Origin of the sequence: Knoellia sp. 3-2P3 (genome assembly GCF_029223115.1) — a bacterium.
Lineage (GTDB): Bacteria > Actinomycetota > Actinomycetes > Actinomycetales > Dermatophilaceae > Pedococcus_A.
The window spans coordinates 572,043-594,219 of record NZ_JARGZE010000001.1; the positions used below are offsets into that span (position 1 = coordinate 572,043).

Consider the following 22,177-nt stretch of genomic DNA (forward strand, 5'->3'; position numbering starts at 1 on the left):
CTCCGAGGTGACACGTGTCACCAATCACCTCAACGGGGAGGGGCCTCCATGCCTCAGCACGTCCAGCGACTCCTGCGCGCCCTGGTTCCACGGCGTCCGTCCGACCGGGGCGCCGTGCGCGGACGCGGCCCCTTTCGCGCGCGGGGGCTCGCCCTCGTCGCGGTGATCGCGACGGCCACGGCCACGCTGACGACCGGCGCGGCCACCGCCGTGCCGTCGTCGACGCCCAGCCTCGACACTCCGGACCTCGGCACCTCGGTGACCGTCTTCGACCCGAGCATGCCGGTGGCACAGATCCAGGCCGAGCTCGACAAGGCCTGGGCCAAGCAGGTCGACAACGAGATGGGCAGCGCCCGCTACGCGTTCCTCTTCAAGCCCGGCACCTACGGCACCGAGGCGAACCCGTTGCAGGTCAAGGTCGGCTACTACACCGAGATCGCCGGCCTGGGGGCGTCCCCGACCGACGTCACGATCAACGGCAAGGTCGAGGTCTACAACCGCTGCCTCGCCGACGGCGGCACCAGCAACTGCATCGCGCTCAACAACTTCTGGCGGACCCTGTCGAACCTGTTTCTGCGCGTCAACAGCGCCGGCCAGGACGGGTGCCGCGCCTCGGCCGAGTTCTGGGCCGTCTCCCAGGCCGTCTCCATGCGCCGGCTCGACATCAGCGGGGCGAACCTGTCCCTGATGGACTACTGCACCGCCGGCCCGCAGTACGCCAGCGGCGGCTTCATCGCCGACTCGCGGATGCCCTTCGTCATCAACGGCTCGCAGCAGCAGTGGCTGACCCGCAACAGCGAGATCACCGGGTGGAGCAACGCGGTGTGGAACGCCACCTTCTCCGGCGTCGTCGGCGCGCCGTCCGAGGCCGGCTTCCCCGACCCCGCCTACACCACGCTGGACCAGACCCCCGTGAGCCGGGAGAAGCCGTTCCTCTTCGTGGACGACCAGGACCGGTATGCCGTGCGCGTGCCCGCCGCGCAGCGCAACAGCCGGGGCGTCACGTGGGCCGACGGCCTGACGGCGGGACGCACGATCCCCCTGAGCGAGTTCTTCGTCGCCCGCCCCGGCACGCCTGTGCAGGAGATCAACAACCACCTCGCCCAGGGCCGGCACCTGCTGCTCACACCCGGGATCTACGACATCGACCGCACCATCGAGGTGAAGCGTCCCGACACCGTCGTGCTCGGCCTGGGCCACGCGACGCTCACGGCGGTCGGCGGCGCGGTGCCGCTCGAGATCAAGGACGTGCCGGGCGTCGTCGTCGCCGGTGTCACGGTCGACGCGGGCACGGTGGAGTCACCCGCCCTGCTGCGCGTCGGCTCCAAGAACGGCAACGACGGCGCGTCGAAGGACGCTGCCTCGAACCCGACCACCCTCTCCGACGTCTACTTCCGCGTCGGCGGACCGCACGTCGGCAAGACGGACCTCGCCCTCGAGGTCAACAGCGACGACGTCCTGATCGACCACACCTGGGTGTGGCGGGCCGACCACGGCACGGAGGGCTTCACCGAGGGGGTCAACGGCGACACCGACCGCTGGCGCACCAACATCGGGCGCACCGGCGTGGTGGTCAACGGTGACGACGTGACGGCCACCGGTCTCTTCGTCGAGCACTTCCAGCAGCACAACGTCATCTGGAACGGCGAGCGGGGCACCACCGTCTTCTTCCAGAACGAGCTGCCCTACGACCCGCCGACCCAGGCGGACTGGATGGACGGCGACAAGCTCGGCTGGGCGGCATACAAGGTCGCGGACGACGTCGAGCACCACCGCCTGTACGCCGGCGGCGTCTACGTGTTCAACCAGAACAACCCGTCGATCCACACCGAGAACGGCTTCGAGGTGCCGCAGACCCCGGGGGTCGCCCTGCACCACATCCTCACTGTCAACCTGACCGCGGGCACCATCGACCACGTGGTGAACGGCGTGGGCGGCCCGGCCGACACGACGCGGGTGGGTGTGCCGGTCTACGTCGAGGACTACCCCGCGCCGTAGCCGCCGAGGAGGTGGGTCGGGTCGCCGGGCGCGACCCGGCCCACCTTCGCGTTTCGACGGTCAGGCGGACTCGCGGACGACGACGTCGAGCAGGTCGCCCAGCAGGGGTGGTGGCGCGGCGTCCCCACCCTCGAGCCCGGCGACGACGACCGCGGCGAGGTGGCGGGCCTGGAGCTCCAGGGACTGCGAGACGGTGGTGAGCGGCGGGACGGTGAACTGGGCGGCCGGGACGTCGTCGACCCCGATCACCGCCACGTCGTCGGGTACGCGAAGGCCGTCTGCCCGCAGACCGGAGAGCACCGCGATGGCCACGTCGTCGTTGTAGGCGGCGACGGCGCTGACCTGTGGGCTGTGCCGTCGCCAGCCGCGGACGGCACCCACGGCCGAGTCCACGGTGAGGTCCACCGGCTCCACGACGGGCTCGGGAAGCCCGGCATCGGCGCACGCCTCTCGCACGCCCGCAAGGCGCAGCTCGACGAACTCCCGGACCCGCGGGTCGGTGGCGGCGGCATAGCCGATCACAGGGTGACCCGAATGGTGGAGGTGCCTGGCCTGGAGGCGACCGATGGCCCGCTGCGACGCCGAGAAGGCCCCGGCCGCGCCGGGTTCGTCGTCGAGCAGCGTGCCCAGCACCTGGATGCCGGCGCGTTGCATGGCTTCGCGGTCCGCCCGTGTGAACGCGGTGAAGCCGACCACGGCACGCGGGGTCACCGCGCGCCACAGTTCGCTGAGGGGTCGGCCGCCTCGCACGTGGTGCACGAGCAGGGAGAGCCCACGCTCGGCCAGCTCGCCGGCGAGGTGGTCGAGCAGGGTGTCGACCGCCGGTCCCAATGGCCAGTCGGGCAGGACGTAGAGCACCAGGTCGCTGCGTCCGGTGCGCAGGGTGCGCGCCGCCGCTGACGGCGTGTAGCCCAGGCGCTCGGCCGAGGCGCGCACGCGGGCTCGGGTCTCCTCCGAGATCGCCGCGCCGGGGGTGTCGTTGAGGACGTAGCTGACGGTCGTCCGTGAGACACCGCTGTCACGCGCGACGTCGGCGCTGGTGACGTTGCGCAACCGATCTCCTCGAGACGCTGAAGGACTACTTCTCCGGGCAGCGTACTGAGGCGATCGGGGCCCGGCCCTGTTTCCGGGTATGCCGCGTGGAGGCGCGCGGACGTCTTCCCTTCGCGTGCGCAAGGGGGAACCGTCGCTCGGTCGCTGAGCGACCTCACTCCTCCCAAAATCCCACCTGGCGTTGTAGACGCGAAGGCGATGGGCCCCGCCCACCGAACGCACGAAGGGCCCCGGACCGTGAGGTCCGGGGCCCTTCGTCTTCGCGTGCGCAAGGGGGGATTTGAACCCCCACGCCCGTAAGGACACTGCCACCTGAAGACAGCGCGTCTGCCGTTCCGCCACTTGCGCGTGGACGCCCCATTATGGCCACAGGGCCCCGGATCACCAAACCGGGACCAAGCGCCCGGACCGGCCCGACGACCAGCACGGATCCGGCCCGGGCTCGCCGATAGCACAATCCCCAGTTCTGGCCGTTACCATCGGTCAGTCCATCAGCGAAGGGAGGCCGGGCAGTGGGTCTGTTCGACCGCGTCGAGCAACGCCTCGAGCGTGCCGTCAATGGTGCCTTCGCGCGCGCGTTCAAGTCCGAGGTGCAGCCGGTCGAGATCGCGAGCGCGATCCGCCGGGCCATGGACGACCGCGCCGCCGTGGTGGGCCACGGCCGGACCTTCGTGCCCAACCTGTTCACCGTCGAGCTGAGCGAGACCGACTACGAGCGGCTCTCCGCCTACGACGAGGAGCTCGAGCGCGAGCTCATCGCGGCGGCCCAGGAGCACGCCGAGTCGCAGCGCTACCAGCCGGGCGGTCCGCTGCAGGTGATGTTCTCCCCGGCCGACGACCTCGAGACGGGCGTCTTCCGCCTGCGCACCTCGACCGCCCGCCACACCGGGAACACCGGCACGCACCGGCCGGCCCCTCCGGCGCCGCAGCCGGACCCCCGGCAGACCCCCGTCGACGATGACGGGCTCGAGGCCACGCAGCGCCAGGCCCCCGTGGCGCCGCCGCAGGCCCCACAGCGGGTCAACCCCGCCGACCGTCCCTGGCTCGACGTCGACGGCGAGCGCTACCCGCTCATGGGCGCCATGACCGTGCTCGGCCGTGACGACAGCGCCGACATCGTGCTCGACGACCCGGGGATCTCGCGCCGCCACAGCGAGATCCGGGTCACCACGGACGGACCGCACCTGGTCGCGAGCATCCGCGACCTCAACTCGACGAACGGCACGTTCGTCAACAGCGAGCGCATCAGCAGCCACCGCCTGGCGGACGGGGACCGGATCACCGTCGGGCGGACCACTGTCACCTACCGCGCCGGTCGGCGGTGATTGCACCGTATGAGTGAACTCACCCTCACGATCATCCGCCTGGGTCTGCTCATCCTCCTGTGGGTCTTCGTCTTCAGCGTCGTCGGCGTGCTCCGCGGCGACCTCTACGGCACCCGCGTCGTCAGCCGACTGCCGGGCCGCCGCTCCGGTGACCGCGCCGCCAAGCCCGCGAAGCCGAAGGCCGCGCCCCAGAAGAAGCCGCGCCGCGGCAGCCGGGTGCCGCACTCGCTGACCGTGACCGAGGGCCCGCTGGCCGGCACCAGCCTGCGCCTGCGCGAGTCGGGCACACTCATCGGCCGCAACCCCGAGTGCGCCCTCGTGCTCGACGACGACTTCGCCTCTGGCCGGCACGCCCGCATCTTCGAGCGCGACGGCCAGTGGTTCGTCGAGGACCTCGGCTCCACCAATGGCACCTTCCTGGGCACCCAGCGACTGAGCGAGCCGGCTCCGGTCGCGGTCGGCAGCGTGCTGCGTGTCGGCAGGACCGTCGTCGAGCTGCGGAACTGACGGGTCGGAGCCATGAAGATCGCGCTCGACTACGCGGCCCGCTCCGACGTGGGGCTGGTGCGCTCGGAGAACCAGGACTCCGGGTATGCCGGCCCGCACCTCCTCGTGGTCGCCGACGGCATGGGCGGCCACGCCGGCGGCGACATCGCCAGCTCGATCGCCATCGGCCGGATGGTCTCCCTCGACGGCGAGAGCCACGGCGGCGACGACGTCACCGACCACCTGGTGCACACGCTGGCGTCGGCCAACGCCGAGATCCAGTCCCAGATCGAGCACACGCCCGAGCTCCAGGGCATGGGCACCACGGTCACCGCGCTGCTGCGTGCCGGCAACAAGGTCGCCCTCGCCCACATCGGCGACTCGCGCGCCTACCTGCTGCGCGGCGGCACGTTCTCGCAGATCACCCACGACCACTCCTTCGTGCAGTCCCTCGTCGACGACGGCCGCATCACCGAGGAGGAGGCCGACAGCCACCCGCAGCGCTCCCTCGTCACCCGCGTGCTCACCGGCGCGCACGACGACGAGCCCGACCTCATGGTCCGCGAGGTGCGCCCGGGCGACCGCTTCCTGCTGTGCTCCGACGGCCTCTCCGGCTTCGTCGCGCGCGACACGATCGAGGAGGTGCTGTCGGCCGGCCAGCCCGTGGGCCCGACTGCCGACCGCCTCGTCGAGCTGGCGATGAAGGCCGGCGCCCCCGACAACGTCACCGTCGTCGTCGCCGACGTGGTCGACCTCGACAGCGGGTCGGCCCCCTCCACCGTCCCGCAGGTCGTCGGTGCTGCTGCACAGCGCACCAAGGGCGGCACGCGCCCGGTGCCCCTCACCCCGGCCGCCAAGGCCGCCGCCCTGTCCCGGGAGGCCACGGGTGCCGCCGACGACGACGGGGTCACCCTCGCCGAGGAGACCCCCAGCAACGGTCCCGGCCGGTGGCTGCGCCGCGGGCTGGCCCTCCTGCTCGTGCTGGTCGTCCTCGGTGGCGGCGCGTATGCCGGGTGGTACTGGGTGCAGCGCCAGTTCTACGTGGGCGTCGAGGACGGCCAGGTGGCCATCTTCCGCGGCGTCTCGCAGGACCTCGGGCCCATCCGGCTGAGCAAGGTCGAGCAGCGCTCGTCCATCTCGACCGCCGACCTCCCGGACTTCTACCGCACCCAGGTGCAGAACACGATCACCACGAGCACCCTCGCCGACGCCGAGGAGCGGGTGAACCGGCTGCGCGAGGAGGCCGTCCGCTGCGTCTCGCGCAAGGCGGCCGGCGGGAGCTGCGGTGGCACCTCCGCGGCATCCTCGACCACCACCACGACCGCCCCGACCGGCCCCACGAGCACCACCACGGCGACGCCATGACCACCGTCTCCTCGCTACCTCCGCGCAAGGGCCGAAACGTCGAGCTCGCCCTGCTGCTGCTCGCCGTCGGCATCGTCGTGCTGGCCTACCTCAACGTCGGCCTGGCCACCTCCGGCAGCTTCCCGCCCGGACTGCTCGCCCACGGCACCGGCCTGCTCGTCATCACCTTGGGCTTCCACCTGCTGCTGCGGTGGCGGGCGTCCTACGCCGACCCGCTGCTGCTGCCCATCGTGACCCTGCTCAACGGCCTCGGCCTGGTGATGATCCACCGGCTCGACATCGCCGCCGGCAAGGACATCGCCGAGGGACTGGCCCTCAAGCAGCTGACCTGGAGCGCCCTCGCCGTCGCCATCGCCGCCGCGGTGCTGTTCTTCCTCAAGGACCACCGGACGCTGCGGCGCTACACCTTCACCGCGGCAGCGGTCGGCTTCGGCCTCCTCATCCTCCCGCTGGTGCCGGGCCTGGGCCGCCAGGTCTACGGGTCACGCATCTGGATCGGCCTCGGCCCGTTCTCCTTCCAGCCGGGGGAGGTCGCCAAGATCGTGCTGGCCGTGTTCTTCGCGGGCTACCTCGTGCAGACCCGCGACGTGCTCTCCCTCGCCGGCCGCAAGATCCTCGGCTTCACCCTGCCCCGGGCCCGCGACCTCGGCCCGATCCTCGTCGCCTGGGCCGCCAGCCTCGGCGTGCTCATCTTCGAGAAGGACCTCGGCTCCTCGCTGCTGTTCTTCGGCCTCTTCGTGGCCATGCTCTACGTCGCCACCGAGCGCACATCGTGGATCGCCATCGGCCTGCTCCTCTTCAGTGGCGGCGCCTACGTCGCCTACCTGCTCTTCGGCCACGTGCAGCAGCGCGTGCTGCTCTGGCTCGACACCTTCTCGGCGGAGGCGCTGGCCGTCTCCGACCAGCTGGCCCGAGGCCTCATGGGGATGGCCAACGGCGGCCTGCTCGGCACCGGGTTCGGCCGCGGCCGGCCCGACCTGACCTACTTCGCGGAGTCGGACTTCATCGTCGCCAGCTTCGGCGAGGAGATCGGCCTGTTCGGGGTCTTCGCGCTGTTCATGCTCTACCTGCTGCTGGTCGAGCGCGGCATGCGCACCGCCCTCGGCGTGCGCGACGGCTTCGGCAAGCTGCTCGCCGCCGGCCTGTCGTTCTCGGTCGCCCTGCAGTGCTTCGTCGTGGTCGGCGGCGTCACCCGCGTCATCCCGCTGACGGGCCTGACCATGCCGTTCCTCTCCTACGGCGGCTCCTCGCTGCTGGCCAACTGGTCGCTCGTGGCGCTCCTGCTGCGCATCAGCGACCACGCCCGCCGCCCGCTGCCCGAGGCGGAGATGCCCGGCCCGGCCCGCGAGGCCGAGGCCACCGAGGTGGTGAAGGTGCGGTGAACGCCCCCATCCGCCGCCTGTCGGTCGTCGTCGCGGCGCTCTTCATGGTCCTGCTGGTCTCCTCGACCTGGATCCAGTTCGTCGAGGCCAAGGAGCTCCAGGAGCGCCCGGACAACCGCCGGACCCTGCTCGCGACGTACGCCCGCGAGCGCGGGCAGATCCTGGTGGACGGCAGCCCGGCGGCCCTGTCGAAGCCCAGCAACGACGAGCTGAAGTGGCTGCGCACCTATCCTCAGGCCCGCCGCTACGCCCACGTGACCGGGTACTACTCGTTCGTCTACGGCCCCGGCGGGGGGCTCGAGGCGACCGAGAACGCCCTGCTGTCCGGCCAGTCCGACAAACTGTTCTACCGCCGCGTCTCGGACATGCTGACGGGCCGCAAGGCGGCCGGGGCGAGCCTCGAGCTGACCATCAACCCGAAGGCGCAGGAGGCCGCCGACAAGGCCCTCGGCGACCAGAGGGGCGCCGTGGTCGCACTCGACCCCCGGACCGGGGCGATCCTGGCCATGGTCAGCAACCCCGACTACGACCCCGGCTCACTCACGGCCCACGACACCAAGCAGGTCGTGGCTTCGTGGAAGAAGCTCAACGCCGACCCGGCACGCCCCCTGGTCAACCGCGCCATCGGCGGCAACCTCTACCCCCCGGGCTCGACGTTCAAGATCGTCACCGCGGCTGCAGCCCTCTCCTCGGGCAAGTGGACGGAGGAGAGCAAGGTCCCGGGCCCGGCCGTCCTCGATCTCCCCCAGACCAGCGCGGACCTGCCCAACAGCAACAAGCAGGCGTGTGGCCCGAACGACGAGACCACGCTCAAACGCGCACTGGAGGTCTCCTGCAACACCGCCTTCGGGTGGCTCGGCATGGAGCTCGGCGCCGACGACTTCCGCTCGCAAGCCGCCAAGTTCGGCGTGGGGGACAGCCTCAAGATCCCCATGCGGGTGGCCCCGAGCAGCATTCCCGCGGAGCTCAACGACCCCCAGCTGGCGCAGGCGGCGATCGGCCAGTACGACGTGCGCGTGACGCCGCTGCAGGTCGCCATGATCTCGTCCGGGGTCGCCAACCGCGGCATCGTGATGAAGCCCTATCTGGTCAAGAGCGTCCTCAGCTCTGACCTCGACACGATCGAAGAGGCGACGCCCTCGCAACTGTCCCAGGCCGTGTCGGCCGACGACGCCAGTGCGCTCACCCGGATGATGGAGGCAGTTGTGAAGAGCGGATCGGGCCAGGCGGCCCAGATCGGCGGCGTGAGCGTGGCCGGCAAGACCGGCACCGCGCAGCACGCGACCGGGAAGGCGCCCCATGCGTGGTTCACCGGATTCGCCCCGGCAGACGACCCGCAGGTCGCGGTCGCCGTGGTGGTGGAAGACGGCGGCAACGCCGGAAACGAGGCCGCCGGCGGCCGGGTCGCAGCACCCATCGCCAAGGCCGTCATGGAAGCGGTGATCCAGAAGTGAACTACGAGCCCGGACTGTTGGTGGCCGAGCGCTACCGGCTCGAAGAGGTCATCGCGACCGGCGGGATGGGGCAGGTCTGGCGGGCCGTCGACGAGACGCTCGAGCGCCCGGTGGCCGTCAAGGTGCTGCGCCCGGACACCGCCAGCGAGGAGGGCTTCCTCGAGCGGTTCCGCGCGGAGGCCAAGCACAGCGCCGCCCTGCAGCACCCCAACATCGCGACGGTGCACGACTTCGGCGAAGGCGCCCACTCGGCATACCTCGTCATGGAGCTGATCGAGGGCAAGCCGCTGTCGGAGATCATCAAGGAGCGGGCCCCGCTGCCGGCGGAGGAGGTCACCGAGATCCTGTACCAGGCGGCGCTGGCCCTGAACGCCGCCCACCAGGCGGGGGTGGTCCACCGTGACGTCAAGCCGGCCAACATCGTGGTCGACGACGAGGGCTACGCCAGGCTGACCGACTTCGGCATCTCGCGCGCGATCGCGGGCGCCCAGCTGACCCAGACCGGGGAGGTGCTCGGCACGCCGCACTACCTCGCTCCCGAGCAGGCCCAGGGCCAGCCCGCCGGCCCTGCCAGCGACCTCTACGCCCTCGCGGTCGTCGGCTACGAGCTGATCACCGGCAACCGGCCGTTCGCCGGTGACTCGATGATCACCACGGCCCTGGCACACGTCAGCCAGCCCGCCCCGCAGCTGCCCGGAGACGTGCCCGACCCGCTGCGCACGACGGTCATGGCCGGGCTGGCCAAGGACCCGGCCCGCAGGCCGGCGAGCGGGGAGGCGATGGCCGAGGCCCTCCACCTGCCCGTCGGCACCGTGCCGGAGGAGCTCGTCGAGGGCGCCGAGTCGGCCGTCGCACCGGTGGTCTCCGGCGCCGGCCTGCTCACGCCGGACCCGTCCGTGCCCACGGGCGCCATGACGCTGTCGCCGCAGACGCCTCCGGCCCCGGCGAGCGTGCTGGCTCCTCCCCAGGTGGGCCCCGTGCGCCGCTGGCTGCTGCCCGGTGCTGCGGTCCTGGTGGCCCTGGTCGCGATCGTGGTCATGGCGATCTCGTCGTCGGGGCAGGAGGGCGCCCTCACCCCCCTCGTGCAGCTGCGCACCACGGTGGCGGCGGACCAGGACCTCCCTGTGACCCCCAGCACCATGACCAGCACGACCCCCGCCGCCGCGGGCGGCGGCGATGACGGAGGCAACAGGCAGTGACCGCGACACCGCAGGTTCTGGGTGGCCGCTATGAGGTGGGCGAGCTGCTCGGGCGTGGCGGCATGGCCGAGGTGCACCTCGGCCATGACACTCGGCTCTCTCGCCCGGTGGCCATCAAGATGCTGCGGAGCGACCTCGCCCGCGACACCTCGTTCCTGGTGCGCTTCCGCCGGGAGGCGCAGTCCGCTGCCGGCCTGAACCACGCCTCGATCGTGGCGGTCTACGACTCGGGCGAGGACCACGTCATCGAGTCCGGTGGATCGCGACTGTCCATTCCCTACATCGTCATGGAGTACGTGGAGGGCCAGACCCTGCGCGAGCTGCTCAACGACCGGTCTCCGCTGGAGCCGGCTGAGGCGGCGCGGATCACCGAAGGCGTCCTCGACGCCCTCGCCTACAGCCACCGCATGGGCATCGTGCACCGCGACATCAAGCCGGCCAACGTGATGATCGGCAAGCACGGCGAGATCAAGGTGATGGACTTCGGCATCGCGCGGGCGGTCGCCGACACCAACGCGACGATGACCCAGACCCAGGCCGTCATCGGCACCGCCCAGTACCTCTCCCCGGAGCAGGCGCAGGGACTGCAGGTCGACGCCCGATCAGACCTGTACTCGACCGGGTGCCTGCTCTTCGAGCTGCTCACCGGTCGCCCACCGTTCAAGGGCGACTCGCCGGTGGCGATCGCCTACCAGCACGTCGGCGAGGCGCCGCCTCGACCGTCGACGTTCAACGCCGACGTCGACCGCTCACTCGACGCAGTCGTCCTGCACGCCCTGGTGAAGGACCGCGAGGCCCGCTACCAGGACGCGGCCTCGTTCCGCTCCGACCTCCAGGCGGCCCGTCTCGGGCGCCCGATCAGCGCTGCTGCGCTCGGCACCGCTGCCGGGGCCGCCGGTGCGGCGGGCCTCGCCGTGGCCGACCAGACCGTCGCCCTCGACAGCCTCGCCGGCGACCGCACCACCGTGCTAGGGGCGGGCGCGGCAGCCGCCGCGGCCGGCGCCGGTGCGGGTGCACCGGGCAGCCCCACGGGTGCCCACGGCAACACCGCGACGCTGCCGGCCATCGGCCACGACCCCGACGAGGAGGAGCCGCGCAGGCGGCGCGGGCTCGGCTACGTGCTGCTGGTCGTGGCCGTGCTCGGCGCCGTCGCCCTCATGGCCATCGCCGGCCGCTCGCTGTTCGACAACCCCCCGACCGGCGGGGGCACCGTGACCGTGCCGTCGGTGGTCAACCTGCCCGTGGCGACCGCCGAGGCGAAGATCCGCGCTGCCGAGCTGGTGCCCGAGGTGCAGCCGGTGCCCTCCACCAAGGAGGAGGGCACGGTCGTCGAGCAGAACCCGCAGGGCGGCGAGCAGGTGCAGCGCAACTCCAAGGTCACCCTCAGCGTCTCGGCCGGCCCGACCACGACCGAGGTGCCCGACCTCACCGGCTTCACGGTGGCGGAGGCCGAGCAGGCCCTGAAGAACGTGGGGCTCACCCTCGCCGGCACCGAGGCGGTCAACAACACCCGCGTGGAGCGCGGCAACGTCATCGAGACCGAGCCGTCTGCGGGCGCGAGCGTCGAGGTCGGCTCGGCGGTCACGCTCAAGGTCTCGAGCGGGAAGGTCGAGGTGCCCGACGTGGTCGGCATGACCCGTGACGAGGCGGCCAGCGTCCTCAGCGACCTCGGGTTCAAGAACAAGACGACCTACGTCGAGAGCGACAAGCCGGAGGACACGGTGCTCAAGCAGAGCGTCCCCGACGGCAAGCTGGCCGACTACGGCAGCCAGATCACGCTGACCGTGGCCCGGCCGGCACCTCCGACCCCCACGGAGACACCGACGACGGAGCCGCCGACGACGGAGCCGGAACCGACGACCACGACGTTGCCGCTGCCCGAGACCCCCAGCGCGCCGGCGACGACGACCCCCTGACGGTGCCGTCGACACGCTGGGAAACGGCCCTGGCGTCGGTGACGAAGGGCTGTTCCCCAGCGTGTCGACGCGAGAGGGTCAGCCGGCGGCGACCATCCTGGCCACTCCCTCGGCGTCGCGCACCAACGGGCTGAGGCCGTCGGCCCGCTGCAGCGCGTCGGCCATGCCGCACACCGCGAGCCAGTTGGCCAGCATGCGGTGGCCGCCCTCGGTGAGCACGCTCTCGGGGTGGAACTGCACGCCGTGCAGCGGCAGGGTCGCGTGGCGCACCGCCATGATCACGCCCGACTCGGTGTGGCCGGTGGCCACGAGCTCGTCAGGCAGGGTCGGCGGGTCGATGGTCAGCGAGTGGTAGCGGGTGGCGGTGAACGGTGACGGGAGGCCCTCGAGCACACCCGTGCCGTCGTGGAACACCTGCGAGGTCTTGCCGTGCAGCAGCTCGGGGGCGCGCACCACGTCGGCGCCGAAGACCGCGCCGAGGGCCTGGTGGCCCAGGCAGACCCCGAGCATCGGCTGCGAGCGCTCGGCGCAGGCCTCGATCATGGCCATCGACACCCCCGCCTCCGCCGGGGTGCCCGGGCCGGGCGAGACCAGCACGCCGTGGAAGGAGGCGGCCTCGTCGGGGGTGACGGCGTCGTTGCGCACGACGGTGCAGTCGGCGCCCATCTGCTCCAGGTAGCCGACGATCGTGAAGACGAAGCTGTCGTAGTTGTCGACGACGAGCACCCGGGTCATGCCCCACCCCGTGCGGTCTCGACGCCGTGGGCGCCGAAGGGGGAGCCGGCCGGCAGCGCGGTTCCGACCGTGTTCTCGTTGAACGGCATCGACGGCGCGATGCGAGGGAAGACCCACAGGAAGAGGACCGCCACCGCCAGGGCGACGAGGACGAGGGCCTGCACCGCCTTGAGCACCGTCGGCCCGGGCAGGGCCCGCCAGAGGGCGCTGTAGATCATCAGGAGCTCTTTCCGGGGACGGCGAGGGTGCCGGGCGGCAGTCCCTGCTCGCGGGGGTAGGTCCGCACCAGCTTGGCGAACAGGATGTAGCGCTCGGCCGCGCTGTACTTCGGGTGGCAGGCGGTCATGGTCAGCCATGCGCCGTTCGGCGCGGCGCCGGGCTTGTTCGGCACCGGCGCGAGCACCTCCACCGCGGTGGGCGGCACGATCTCGTGGCTGTCCACGGCATACACGGAGTAACCGGTCCTGGTCTCGACGATGACCTTGTCGCCCTTGCGCAGGCGGTCGATGTCGTGCAGCGGCCGGCCGTAGGTCGTGCGGTGCCCCGCGATGGCCAGGTTGCCCATGGCACCCGGTTCAGCAGCACCCTCGTAGCGCCCGAGGCCCTCCTTGAGGGTCTCGTAGTCCGTGCCCTCGAGCAGCGGCCGGGCGTAGTCCGCGCCGAGCCGCGGGATCCGCACGATCGCGAAGGCCTCCCCGAACTTCACCGGCGCGGGCTTCTCGTTGGGCACGGCCGTCGGCGCGGTGCCCCCCTTGCCGCCGAAGTCGCGGGCCAGCGCCTGCACCGTGCCATCCTGCGCGCGGTTCGCCTCGACGTCGGTCCACCACAGCTGCCACGCGACGAAGAGCAGGAGCACGAGGCCAGCCGTCACCAGGATGTCGCCGAGGCCCCCGACCACCCAGCGGACAGCGCGGTTCAACGGGGCACCGAGGCGTACTCGAGGTTCACGGAGCCAGCGTAGGCGGGGAATGTCCGCTCTGGGCTGGTTCTGACCTCATACCCCAGCCCGATGGCGTCCACGTACTGCCGGTAGATGTCGACCGCGGGGCTGTCGTCGAGCGCCTTGAGCATGGCCTGCGGGTTGCCCATGCCGGTGATGACGAACGGTGGGGAGTAGACCCTGCCCTGCAGGATGAGGGTGTTGCCGACGCACCGGACCGCGCTGGTGTTGATGATCCGCTGGTCCATGATCATCATCGCCTCGGCGCCCCCGGCCCACAGCGCGTTGACCACGCCCTGGACGTCCTGCTGGTGCACGACGATGTCGTCGACGGTGAACCCCTCCGGCAGCTGGTCGGAGGGGATCTGGGCGTCCCGCAGCTCGACCGAGACGGTGGGCCCGCGCACCTCTCGGGTGCCGGCGGACGCGGTGAGCGCCTCGGCCTGCTCGGTCAGCTGGGTCACCCGCACGTCGCCCGGGGCCTCGTCGGAGGAGAGCCGGTCGACCTCCGCCTGCAGGCTGCGCACCTGGGCCGCGGTCTCGGCGTTCCGGCGCGCCTGCTCGCGGATGACGTCCGGCAGCCCCGACGCGCTCGAGCGCAGGTCGGTGCCGGCAGCCGTCGACGCGCTGGTGGCGAACAGCACGCCGGCGCCCAGGGCAACGAGGGGCACCGCGGCGGACCAGAAGGTCGGGCGCCGCGTCAACCACGTCAGGCGCTGGCTGGGCATGGCACTACGCTATGCCAAACGCATCCCCCCGCTGTTCACGAGTACGAGGAGTGTCCGGTGCCGGAGTCCAAGGGCCGCGAGAAGCGCGCCTACACCCCGCCCGCCAAGCCCGCCAAGGCCAAGGTCGGCAACCCACCATGGTTCGTGCCGGTCATGCTGGGCCTGATGGTCCTGGGCCTGATCTGGGTCGTGACCTTCTACATCTCGAGCCAGCAGTACCCGGTCGAGGCGTGGGGCCGTTGGAACCTCGCCGCCGGGTTCGGCCTCATGATGGCCGGTTTCGCCATGACGACCCGCTGGCGCTGACCGCTCGCTCCGCCTGCAAGGGGCCCTGCGAGGGCGCCGCTCTTCCCGAGCGGCGGCCGCGCAGGGCCCCTTCGGCTTCTCCCGCCTGCGGCAGCGTTGTCCCCCGGTTATCCACAGATGGGTATGCCGTGTGCACAGATCTGGGGCTTGTCCACAGGCTTGTCCCCAGCTGGGGACAAATGACAGGCGTGTAATACAGCAAAAGGACGAGGGGCCCGTCCACAAAGGAACGGAGAAAGACGTAGGCCCCGGCGTGGTGCCGGGGCCTGTGGTCGAGAGGGGTGCGAGCCGGGGTGGCGCTCGGTGCGGGGCTCAGCCGAGCGCGAAGGTGACGCCGAGGTCGGGGGCCAGGGCGTACTTGGCGAGCGCCGCCACCACGACCACCACGCCGACCAGGGCGACGCCCGGCCACTGCCAGCGGCGCTTGGTGCGCTCCTGCGTGGCGGCGAACACGGCGGCCACCGCGATACCGGTGAGGAAGCCGCCGAGGTGCGCCTGCCAGGCGACGCTGGGGATGACGAAGCCGAGGACCGCGTTGATCACGAGGGTGGCGTACATGCCCGAGGACGACCGGCCCAGCTTGCGGTTCAGCACGAGCAGGGCGCCGAACAGGCCGAAGACCGCACCCGAGGCGCCGACCGCCGGGGTTCCCCACGAGCCGAGGTCCTCCCACCGCACCACCGGGCCGGACGGCGGCTGCGCGAGCAGCAGCAGCATGACCGACCCGCCGATCGCGCTGAGGAAGTACAGCGCGGCGTAGCGCAGGCGGCCGAGGAGCGGCTCGAGGTACTGCCCACCCACCAGCCACAGCGCCAGCATGTTGAACACGATGTGCATGATCTGGCGGGGTGCGTGCGCGAACGCGGAGGAGAGGAAGCGGTACGGCTCCTCCTCACCGAGGGCGGGGATGAACCAGATCTGCGCGGTCACCCTGGCGTCGGCCTGCTGGGCGATCCACACGAGCACGCACAGGGCGACGATGGTGATGGTGACCACGGGGCGGTCGGTGACCCGGCCGCCGAAGACGGTGGTCGCCGAGCGCACGGTGGCCGCCTGGGCCTTCACGCAGTCGACGCACTGCACCCCGACGGCGGCCGCCCGCTGGCACTCGGGACAGGTCGGGCGGCCGCAGCGCTGGCAGCGGACGTAGGAGACACGGTCGGGGTGCCGGGGGCAGACAGGCGGGGCCTGCTGTTGGTATGCCGTGGGCTCACTCATCGATCCATCTCACCTGTGGTCTCGCTCGCTGCCGGGTCGGTGCTGCCGGCCCTACTCGCCGACGGTCACGCTCTCGATGACAACGTCCTGCACCGGCTTGTCGTTCGCACCGGTCTGGACGCCGGCGATCGCGTCGACGACCTCGCGGCTCGGGCCGTCGGCGACCTCGCCGAAGATGGTGTGCTTGCCCTGCAGCCAGGTGGTCTGGCCGACGGTGATGAAGAACTGCGACCCGTTGGTGCCCTTGCCCATGCGCTTGCCGGCGTTGGCCATCGCCAGCATGTAGGGCTTGGTGAAGTCCTTGTCGGGGCTGATCTCGTCGTCGAAGGCGTAGCCCGGCCCGCCCATGCCCTGGCCCAGCGGGCAGCCGCCCTGGATCATGAAGCCGGGGATGACGCGGTGGAACTTCAGGCCGTCGTAGAAGGGCGTGGGGCTGGTCCGCCCGGCGTCGTCCTTGTACTCCTTCTGCCCGGTGGCCAGGCCGACGAAGTTCTCGACCGTCTTGGGCGCGTGGTCCGGGAAGAGGGTCAGGTTGATGTCGCCGTGGTTCGTGTGGAGGGTGACGTTCATGGTGGGCATCCTTCCACGTGGGGACCACCGTGGCCCTGCTCACCCTGTGGCCCCGATGCGGGCTTCGGGGTTGCCCAGCGGGTGAAACACGGCAGGATGGGCGTCAGACGCAACGAGCTCACCCAAGGAGGCATGGTGTTCCGCACCAAGAGCAAGTCCGAGCAGGTACAAGAGCAGGCGCAGGCACAGGCCCAGCAGGCGGCCGCCCAGATGACTCAGCTCAAGGAGCGCGTTGTTCCGGCCGCGGAGGCCGCGGCGGAGGTCGCCCGCGAGCGCGCCGTGCAGGCCAAGGACTGGGCGATGCCCCGCGTCGAGCACGGCATCGAGGTGGCTGCCCCGAAGCTGGAGCGGGCCGTCGAGGGGCTCGCCCCCAAGGTCGACACCGCCCGGGACAAGATCGTCGACGACCTGCTGCCGAAGGTGGCCGAGGCCATCGCAGCGGTCGCCGCGGCCTCGGCGGCCGCGCGCGCCAACGCCGTCGACCTGACCGACCGCAGCGGCGACGCGCTCTCGGTGCTCAAGGGAGAGGCGGTCGCCAAGCCCCGGCACCGCAAGGGCAAGGTCCTGCTGACGCTGGGCATCCTCGCGGCGGTGGCTGCCGCGGCGGCGGCGTTCTTCAAGAAGTCCGCGCCGCGCGAGGACCCGTGGGCCACGCCGCTGGGCGACACCTACACCGCCCCCGGGACGGCGGGCACCGGTGTGGGCGGCGCGAGCGGGTCGGCCACGGCCGCCGCGAAGGACAAGGTGACCTCCCTGGCCGAGACCGCCAAGGAGAAGGCCACCGCTGCTGCGGAGACGGCCAAGGAGAGGGCCTCCGAGGTCGCCGACGCGGCCAAGGAGAAGGCCGGCAAGAAGGACGAGGACACCACGGTGGTCACGCCGGTCGACGACGTGACCGGCATGCCGACGGGTGCTGCGACCGACACGCCGTTCGAGTCCACCCCCGAGGGCACCACGGGCACCGACGCCGGCGGCACGGCGAAGGGCAACGGCGGGAAGGGCTCCTCGAGCTGACCCACCCCATGGTCGAACAGGGCCGGGCGCCGAACGGCGCCCGGCCCTGTCGCGTCTCCCCTCCCGCCGTCACTGGGGGTAGGGTCATGGCCCATGTCGGGTGAGCTCGCCGCGCCGTTCCTGGCCGCCTCCGCGCTCCTCGTCGGTGCGGGGGTGCCCAAGATCGGCGACCCCATGCCCCTGGTGCGGGCCCTTCGCTCCGCGGGTCTGCCCGCCGGGCGGTCGCTGGTCCGCGGCATCGCCGCGACGGAGGTCGCCCTGGGCCTGTGGGCCATCGCCCGCCCGGGTGCGCTGAACGCGGCCCTGGTCTGCGCGGCATACCTGCTCTTCACCGGCTTCGTGTCGCTGGCGCTGCGGCGCGGTGGGGTGCTGGGCTCGTGCGGCTGCTTCGGCAAGGCCGACACCCCGCCCACCCGCAGCCACCTCGCGGTCACGGCGGGGCTCGCCGTCCTCGGCGGCGTCGTGGCGGTCGCACCGGAGCGCGCCGGGTGGTCGACCGACCCTGCCACGCTCGTGGGCACGCTGGCCCTCGCGGCGCTGATCACCTTCCTCGTGTGGCAGGCCCTGGCCGTCCTGCCGACCGTGACCCCGGCCGCCGTCCGCAGCACGGGCGCGGCCCTCGAGACCGCGTCCACCAACAGAAGGTGATGACCCCATGCTTGCCATCGTGATCGCCGAGGGGGTGGCGATCGCCCTTCTCGGGGTGCTCGTCCTCGGGCTGCTGCGCAGCCACGCGCTCATCCTGAAGGCCCTGCACGAGCTCGGCGCCGGGCTCGAGCTCGAGAAGGAGGCCGGCCCCGGCGCGTCGGGCGGCCCCGGCCCGGTGAGCGTCGACCTCGAGAGCGGCGTGGTGGCCAACGCCCGCCCCGAGTCGAGCCGAGCCGCCGACGTCATTGGGACCACGCTCGACCGGCAGGAGCGCACCGTCACGGTGACGGGGCAGGGGCAGCGCACCCTGCTGGCCTTCCTCTCCAGCGGCTGCAGCGTCTGCCAGACCTTCTGGGAGGAGTTCCGCCACGGCCCGGTCGACGTGCCCGGCGACGCCCGGCTCGTCGTGGTGGCCAAGGGCCCCGCGGAGGAGAGCGTCACCACGCTGCGCCAGCTCGCCGGTGACCGCCTCGAGGTGGTGCAGTCGTCCGCGGGTTGGACCGACTACGGCATCCCCGGCTCGCCCTACTTCGTCTTCGTCGAGGACGGGGTCATCACCGGTGAGGGCTCCTCGACCACGTGGCCGCAGGTGCGCGACCTCATGCGCCAGGCCGTGGCCGACTCCGCCGACGCCCGCGCCGCCGCCGGGCGCACCGGCCCCGGCACCCTCGGCGGGGGCGAGGTCTCCGAGCGGGGCGAGCACGACAACCTGCCGCGGATGGACCGGGAGCTGCTCGACTCGGGCATCCACCCCGGGCACCCCAGCCTCTACGAGTCGCCGGACGCGGAACCCGGCGAGGTGCACGACCACCCGCACGAGCAGCACACGCACGCCCACCAGCACGGGCACTGAGCCCCACCCGACATGGACCCCACCCGCCTCGCCCTCGTCATCGGCCTGCCGATGGCCGCCGTGGCTGCTGTCCGGGCCACGTGGTCGCCTTGAGGCGAGTCGATGCTCTCGAGCATCAGCCCGCTCGGTGAGCGGGCCCGCGCCTCCCGCTGGTGGGTGACCACCACGGCATACGTCATCGGGTCCCTGGTCGGGGGCCTCACCCTCGGTGGCCTCTTCGGCCTGCTCGGCTCGGTGCTCCCCGCGGCCTGGCGGTCCTCACCGTGGGCGCTGGGCCTGGCCGCCCTGCTGCTGCTGGCCGGACTCGCGCTCGACCTGCGGGTCGGCGGGCGCGAGCTGCCGTCGTGGCGCCGCCAGGTCGACGAGCAGTGGCTGACCCGCTACCGCGGCTGGGTCTACGGGGTCGGCTTCGGCGCCCAGCTGGGGTTCGGGCTGGTCACCATCGTCACGAGCTCCACGACGTATGCCGTGGTGGTGCTGGCGCTGCTGTCCGGCTCGCCGGCGGCGGGCCTGCTCATCGGGGGCGTCTTCGGGCTGGTGCGGGCGCTGCCCTCGGTGGCGATGGCCGGGGTGCGGGACCGAGCCTCCTTGCACAGAATCTTCAGCACGGTCGAAAAGTGGACAAAACCGGCGGATGCCCTCGCTAGGGTGGCACTGGCGGCAGGAGCGGTGGCACTGGGCGCCGCTGCATTGGGGAGTTGATGGCAGTGGAGAAGTACGGACTGAGGTGCGCACCTCCGCAGGGCTGGCGCCTCGCGATCGAGCGCCGGGCGACGCCGGCCCAGAGCGTGCCCAACGGGGTGTCGCCGGGCCTGCGCGGGATGGCGGCCGAGGCCGTCGAGCCCAACGGTGAGGTGATGCGGCCGATCCTGCACGCCAGCACCATCGACCTGCCCACCGGGCGCGGCGACTTCGGCAGCGGGGTCGTCGACCTGCTCAGCTCCGAGGACGTCTTCATCTCCCTCGTCGAGTACGGCTCCGATGTCGCCGACCAGGGACTCTTCGCCGACCAGGGCATGCCCCGGCTGGCCCCCTCGCAGTTCGGGCCAAACCGCCTCCAGCGGCCGCTGCCGGGGCGCAGCGCCTCGCAGCACTTCTTCAGCGTCGGCGGCCGGGCGTTCTGCCTCTTCACCGTCATCGGGAGCCACTCGCGCCGGATGGCCACCGTGCCCCGCGCCGCCGAGGTGGTGCGCGGCCTGCAGGTCACCGACAGGGCCACGATGGTCCGACGAGGGGAGATGTCATGACCAGCACCCTGGAGCAGATCACCGGCGGGGAGCGGCGCGGCCTGGTCGGGCTGGTGAGCCGGGTCTCCGAGCGGTTCGGCAACGTCGGGCGGCGCGGCTTCTTCGTCGGGGCGGCAGTCGCCGGGTCGGCGCTGGCCACCAACCCCAGGGCGTACGCGCTGCGGCCGATCACGGCATACAGCACCATCTGCGGACCGGGAAACACCGCCTCGAGCGGGTGGACGGTCTTCTGCAGCACCATCAACAAGGGCGTGAACTCGTGCCCGCCCGGCAGCTTCGCCGCAGGGTGGTGGAAGGCGGCCGACTCGTCCTGGTGCGGCGGCGGCTACCGCTACATCGTCGACTGCAACGCCTCGTGCTCGAAGTGCTCGACGGGCTGCAGCGGCGACCACATCTGCGACAAGGGCTGCTGGAACTGCAGCTGCGGCACCGGGTCGACGGCCAGCTGCGACCAGCGCCGCATCTGCTGCAACGCCTTCCGCTACGGCCAGTGCAACACGCACGTGAAGTGCAGCGGCGGCGTGCACTGCCGGGTGGTGAGCTGCGTGCCGCCGTACCAGTGGGCCAACTGCACGACGACCTCTCTGCGCGACGACCGCACCGCCGAGCACAGCGCCCCGAGCCTTCCCCAGTGGGGCTACATCGCGGCCAAGTACAAGGCGATGGGCGAGCAGGGCTCCTTCCTCAAGGCGTCCACCGGTCCGATCGCCTCCGTCGGGGACGGCCGGGGGACCTACGTCGTCTACCAGGGCGGCTCGATCTACCGGACGACCCAGACCGGCACGCGTGCGGTGCCCAACACGGTGAAGAACCTCTGGGCCCAGGTGGGCGGACCCAAGGGCGTCCTGGGCTACCCCACCAGCGACCTGCTGACCGGGCTGCGCTCCGGCGGCTGGGTGCAGCTCTTCGAGCACGGCGCCATCGCCGACAGCCCGCAGACCGCCGCCAAGGTGGTCTACGGGGCTGCCTGGACCCAGTGGAATGGCACCGGGCGCGAGGGCGGGGTGCTGGGCTACCCGCGCGGCAACCGCATCTCCGGCTTGCGCGACAGCGGCTGGCGCCAGGACTTCCAGTACGGCGTCATCCTCGACAGCGCCTCCACCGGCACCAAGTCCGTCTACGGCGAGGCCTATGCCCAGTGGGACGGCACCGGGCGCGAGGGCGGGCTGCTCGGGTACCCGCGCAGCAACCGCATCTCCGGCCTGCGCGACAGCGGCTGGCGCCAGGACTTCCAGCGCGGCGTCATCCTCGACAGCGCCTCCACCGGCACCAAGTCCATCTACGGCGAGGCCTACTCGGTGTGGGCGGCCACCGGCCGCGAGGGCGGCAGCCTGGGCTACCCGCGCAGCAACCGCACCTCGGGGCTGGCGCGTCAGGGGTGGCTCCAGGACTTCCAGACCGGTCGGATCTGCGGCAGTGCCGACACCCCCACCGTCGCCGTCGCCGGGGTCATGAACACCAGCTGGCAGGCCAACGGACGTGAGGGCGGTGTCCTGGGCTACCCCACCGGCAACGCGGCCTCGGACTCGCGCGGGTCGCACCAGGTCTTCCAGGGCGGGGAGCTCTGGGCGCTGGGCAGCGGCGCCGCGCGGCTCGTGCACGGCGACGTGCTGCGGGAGTGGAAGGCAGCCGGAGGGGCGAGCGGCCGGTACGGCTACCCGGTCAGCGACACGGTCTCCGACGGGAGCCGGCTGACCTGCCAGTTCGAGGGCGGCACCATCACGGCCTGAAAGTCGCGCT

At 71.9% G+C, this 22,177-nt stretch carries 22 protein-coding genes and 1 tRNA gene; 15 read left to right on the forward strand and 8 right to left on the reverse strand.

Going from position 1 to position 22,177, the window contains the following annotated elements; all coding sequences use genetic code 11:
* Positions 1 to 48: 48 nt before the first annotated feature.
* Positions 49 to 1,998, forward strand: coding sequence for an adenylyl cyclase (locus P0Y31_RS02780; RefSeq protein ID WP_275866539.1), 1,950 nt, complete (start codon positions 49 to 51; stop codon positions 1,996 to 1,998).
* Between the two features lie 60 nt (positions 1,999 to 2,058).
* On the opposite strand, the gene P0Y31_RS02785 is transcribed toward P0Y31_RS02780, so the two are convergent.
* Both P0Y31_RS02785 and P0Y31_RS02790 read right to left on the reverse strand, forming a co-directional pair.
* A complete protein-coding gene (locus P0Y31_RS02785) occupies positions 2,059 to 3,051 on the reverse strand; it encodes a LacI family DNA-binding transcriptional regulator (protein WP_275866540.1) in 993 nt (330 codons plus the stop codon).
* Between the two features lie 265 nt (positions 3,052 to 3,316).
* Positions 3,317 to 3,399, reverse strand: a tRNA-Leu gene (locus P0Y31_RS02790).
* 164 nt (positions 3,400 to 3,563) lie between these two features.
* On the opposite strand from P0Y31_RS02790, the gene P0Y31_RS02795 reads away from it, so the two are divergent.
* The 7 genes from P0Y31_RS02795 to pknB are packed head-to-tail and all read left to right on the forward strand — an operon-like array spanning position 3,564 to position 12,178.
* Positions 3,564 to 4,376, forward strand: coding sequence for a DUF3662 and FHA domain-containing protein (locus tag P0Y31_RS02795; protein ID WP_275866541.1), 813 nt, complete (start codon positions 3,564 to 3,566; stop codon positions 4,374 to 4,376).
* 9 nt (positions 4,377 to 4,385) lie between these two features.
* Positions 4,386 to 4,883: an FHA domain-containing protein gene (locus tag P0Y31_RS02800; protein ID WP_275866542.1), complete on the forward strand. Its 498-nt coding sequence runs from the start codon at positions 4,386 to 4,388 to the stop codon at positions 4,881 to 4,883.
* Between the two features lie 12 nt (positions 4,884 to 4,895).
* Positions 4,896 to 6,227, forward strand: coding sequence for a Stp1/IreP family PP2C-type Ser/Thr phosphatase (locus P0Y31_RS02805; protein WP_275866543.1), 1,332 nt, complete (start codon positions 4,896 to 4,898; stop codon positions 6,225 to 6,227).
* Entirely contained in the window at positions 6,224 to 7,609 is a 1,386-nt protein-coding gene (locus tag P0Y31_RS02810) for an FtsW/RodA/SpoVE family cell cycle protein (RefSeq protein ID WP_275866544.1), read from the forward strand. The genes P0Y31_RS02805 and P0Y31_RS02810 overlap by 4 nt, the downstream gene beginning before the upstream one ends.
* Positions 7,606 to 9,063 (forward strand): penicillin-binding transpeptidase domain-containing protein, encoded by a 1,458-nt coding sequence (locus P0Y31_RS02815; protein ID WP_275866545.1) that lies wholly within the window; start codon positions 7,606 to 7,608, stop codon positions 9,061 to 9,063. Before P0Y31_RS02810 ends, P0Y31_RS02815 begins: the two co-directional genes overlap by 4 nt.
* Complete coding sequence (locus tag P0Y31_RS02820) at positions 9,060 to 10,262, forward strand: serine/threonine-protein kinase (RefSeq protein ID WP_275866546.1); 1,203 nt, start codon at positions 9,060 to 9,062, stop codon at positions 10,260 to 10,262. Before P0Y31_RS02815 ends, P0Y31_RS02820 begins: the two co-directional genes overlap by 4 nt.
* A complete protein-coding gene (gene pknB, locus P0Y31_RS02825; protein ID WP_275866547.1) occupies positions 10,259 to 12,178 on the forward strand; it encodes a Stk1 family PASTA domain-containing Ser/Thr kinase in 1,920 nt (639 codons plus the stop codon). Before P0Y31_RS02820 ends, pknB begins: the two co-directional genes overlap by 4 nt.
* 78 nt (positions 12,179 to 12,256) lie before the next feature.
* Here pknB and P0Y31_RS02830 read toward each other — a convergent pair whose 3' ends face one another.
* From P0Y31_RS02830 to P0Y31_RS02845, 4 genes are read right to left on the reverse strand one after another with little or no spacing between them, the layout of a single operon-like run.
* Entirely contained in the window at positions 12,257 to 12,913 is a 657-nt protein-coding gene (locus tag P0Y31_RS02830) for an aminodeoxychorismate/anthranilate synthase component II (protein ID WP_275866548.1), read from the reverse strand.
* Entirely contained in the window at positions 12,910 to 13,131 is a 222-nt protein-coding gene (locus P0Y31_RS02835) for a hypothetical protein (RefSeq protein WP_275866549.1), read from the reverse strand. The genes P0Y31_RS02830 and P0Y31_RS02835 overlap by 4 nt, the downstream gene beginning before the upstream one ends.
* Positions 13,131 to 13,832: a class E sortase gene (locus P0Y31_RS02840; protein ID WP_275866550.1), complete on the reverse strand. Its 702-nt coding sequence runs from the start codon at positions 13,830 to 13,832 to the stop codon at positions 13,131 to 13,133. Before P0Y31_RS02840 ends, P0Y31_RS02835 begins: the two co-directional genes overlap by 1 nt.
* Complete coding sequence (locus tag P0Y31_RS02845) at positions 13,829 to 14,581, reverse strand: DUF881 domain-containing protein (RefSeq protein ID WP_275866551.1); 753 nt, start codon at positions 14,579 to 14,581, stop codon at positions 13,829 to 13,831. Before P0Y31_RS02845 ends, P0Y31_RS02840 begins: the two co-directional genes overlap by 4 nt.
* 57 nt (positions 14,582 to 14,638) lie before the next feature.
* On the opposite strand from P0Y31_RS02845, the gene P0Y31_RS02850 reads away from it, so the two are divergent.
* On the forward strand, positions 14,639 to 14,887 hold the full coding sequence (locus P0Y31_RS02850; RefSeq protein ID WP_275806058.1) for a cell division protein CrgA: 249 nt from the start codon (positions 14,639 to 14,641) through the stop codon (positions 14,885 to 14,887).
* 312 nt (positions 14,888 to 15,199) lie between these two features.
* Here P0Y31_RS02850 and P0Y31_RS02855 read toward each other — a convergent pair whose 3' ends face one another.
* Both P0Y31_RS02855 and P0Y31_RS02860 read right to left on the reverse strand, forming a co-directional pair.
* Positions 15,200 to 16,105, reverse strand: coding sequence for a rhomboid family intramembrane serine protease (locus tag P0Y31_RS02855; protein ID WP_275866552.1), 906 nt, complete (start codon positions 16,103 to 16,105; stop codon positions 15,200 to 15,202).
* A 51-nt stretch (positions 16,106 to 16,156) separates the two neighbouring features.
* Complete coding sequence (locus P0Y31_RS02860) at positions 16,157 to 16,675, reverse strand: peptidylprolyl isomerase (protein ID WP_275866553.1); 519 nt, start codon at positions 16,673 to 16,675, stop codon at positions 16,157 to 16,159.
* A gap of 135 nt (positions 16,676 to 16,810) precedes the next feature.
* On the opposite strand from P0Y31_RS02860, the gene P0Y31_RS02865 reads away from it, so the two are divergent.
* From P0Y31_RS02865 to P0Y31_RS02890, 6 genes are all read left to right on the forward strand, one after another.
* On the forward strand, positions 16,811 to 17,689 hold the full coding sequence (locus tag P0Y31_RS02865) for a hypothetical protein (RefSeq protein ID WP_275866554.1): 879 nt from the start codon (positions 16,811 to 16,813) through the stop codon (positions 17,687 to 17,689).
* A gap of 93 nt (positions 17,690 to 17,782) precedes the next feature.
* Positions 17,783 to 18,337, forward strand: coding sequence for a MauE/DoxX family redox-associated membrane protein (locus tag P0Y31_RS02870; RefSeq protein ID WP_275866555.1), 555 nt, complete (start codon positions 17,783 to 17,785; stop codon positions 18,335 to 18,337).
* Between the two features lie 7 nt (positions 18,338 to 18,344).
* Entirely contained in the window at positions 18,345 to 19,190 is an 846-nt protein-coding gene (locus P0Y31_RS02875) for a hypothetical protein (RefSeq protein ID WP_275866556.1), read from the forward strand.
* 102 nt (positions 19,191 to 19,292) lie between these two features.
* Entirely contained in the window at positions 19,293 to 19,892 is a 600-nt protein-coding gene (locus tag P0Y31_RS02880; RefSeq protein WP_275866557.1) for a sulfite exporter TauE/SafE family protein, read from the forward strand.
* Complete coding sequence (locus P0Y31_RS02885) at positions 19,892 to 20,437, forward strand: hypothetical protein (protein WP_275866558.1); 546 nt, start codon at positions 19,892 to 19,894, stop codon at positions 20,435 to 20,437. Before P0Y31_RS02880 ends, P0Y31_RS02885 begins: the two co-directional genes overlap by 1 nt.
* Positions 20,434 to 22,167: a hypothetical protein gene (locus P0Y31_RS02890; protein ID WP_275866559.1), complete on the forward strand. Its 1,734-nt coding sequence runs from the start codon at positions 20,434 to 20,436 to the stop codon at positions 22,165 to 22,167. The genes P0Y31_RS02885 and P0Y31_RS02890 overlap by 4 nt, the downstream gene beginning before the upstream one ends.
* The last annotated feature ends 10 nt before the right edge of the window (positions 22,168 to 22,177 follow it).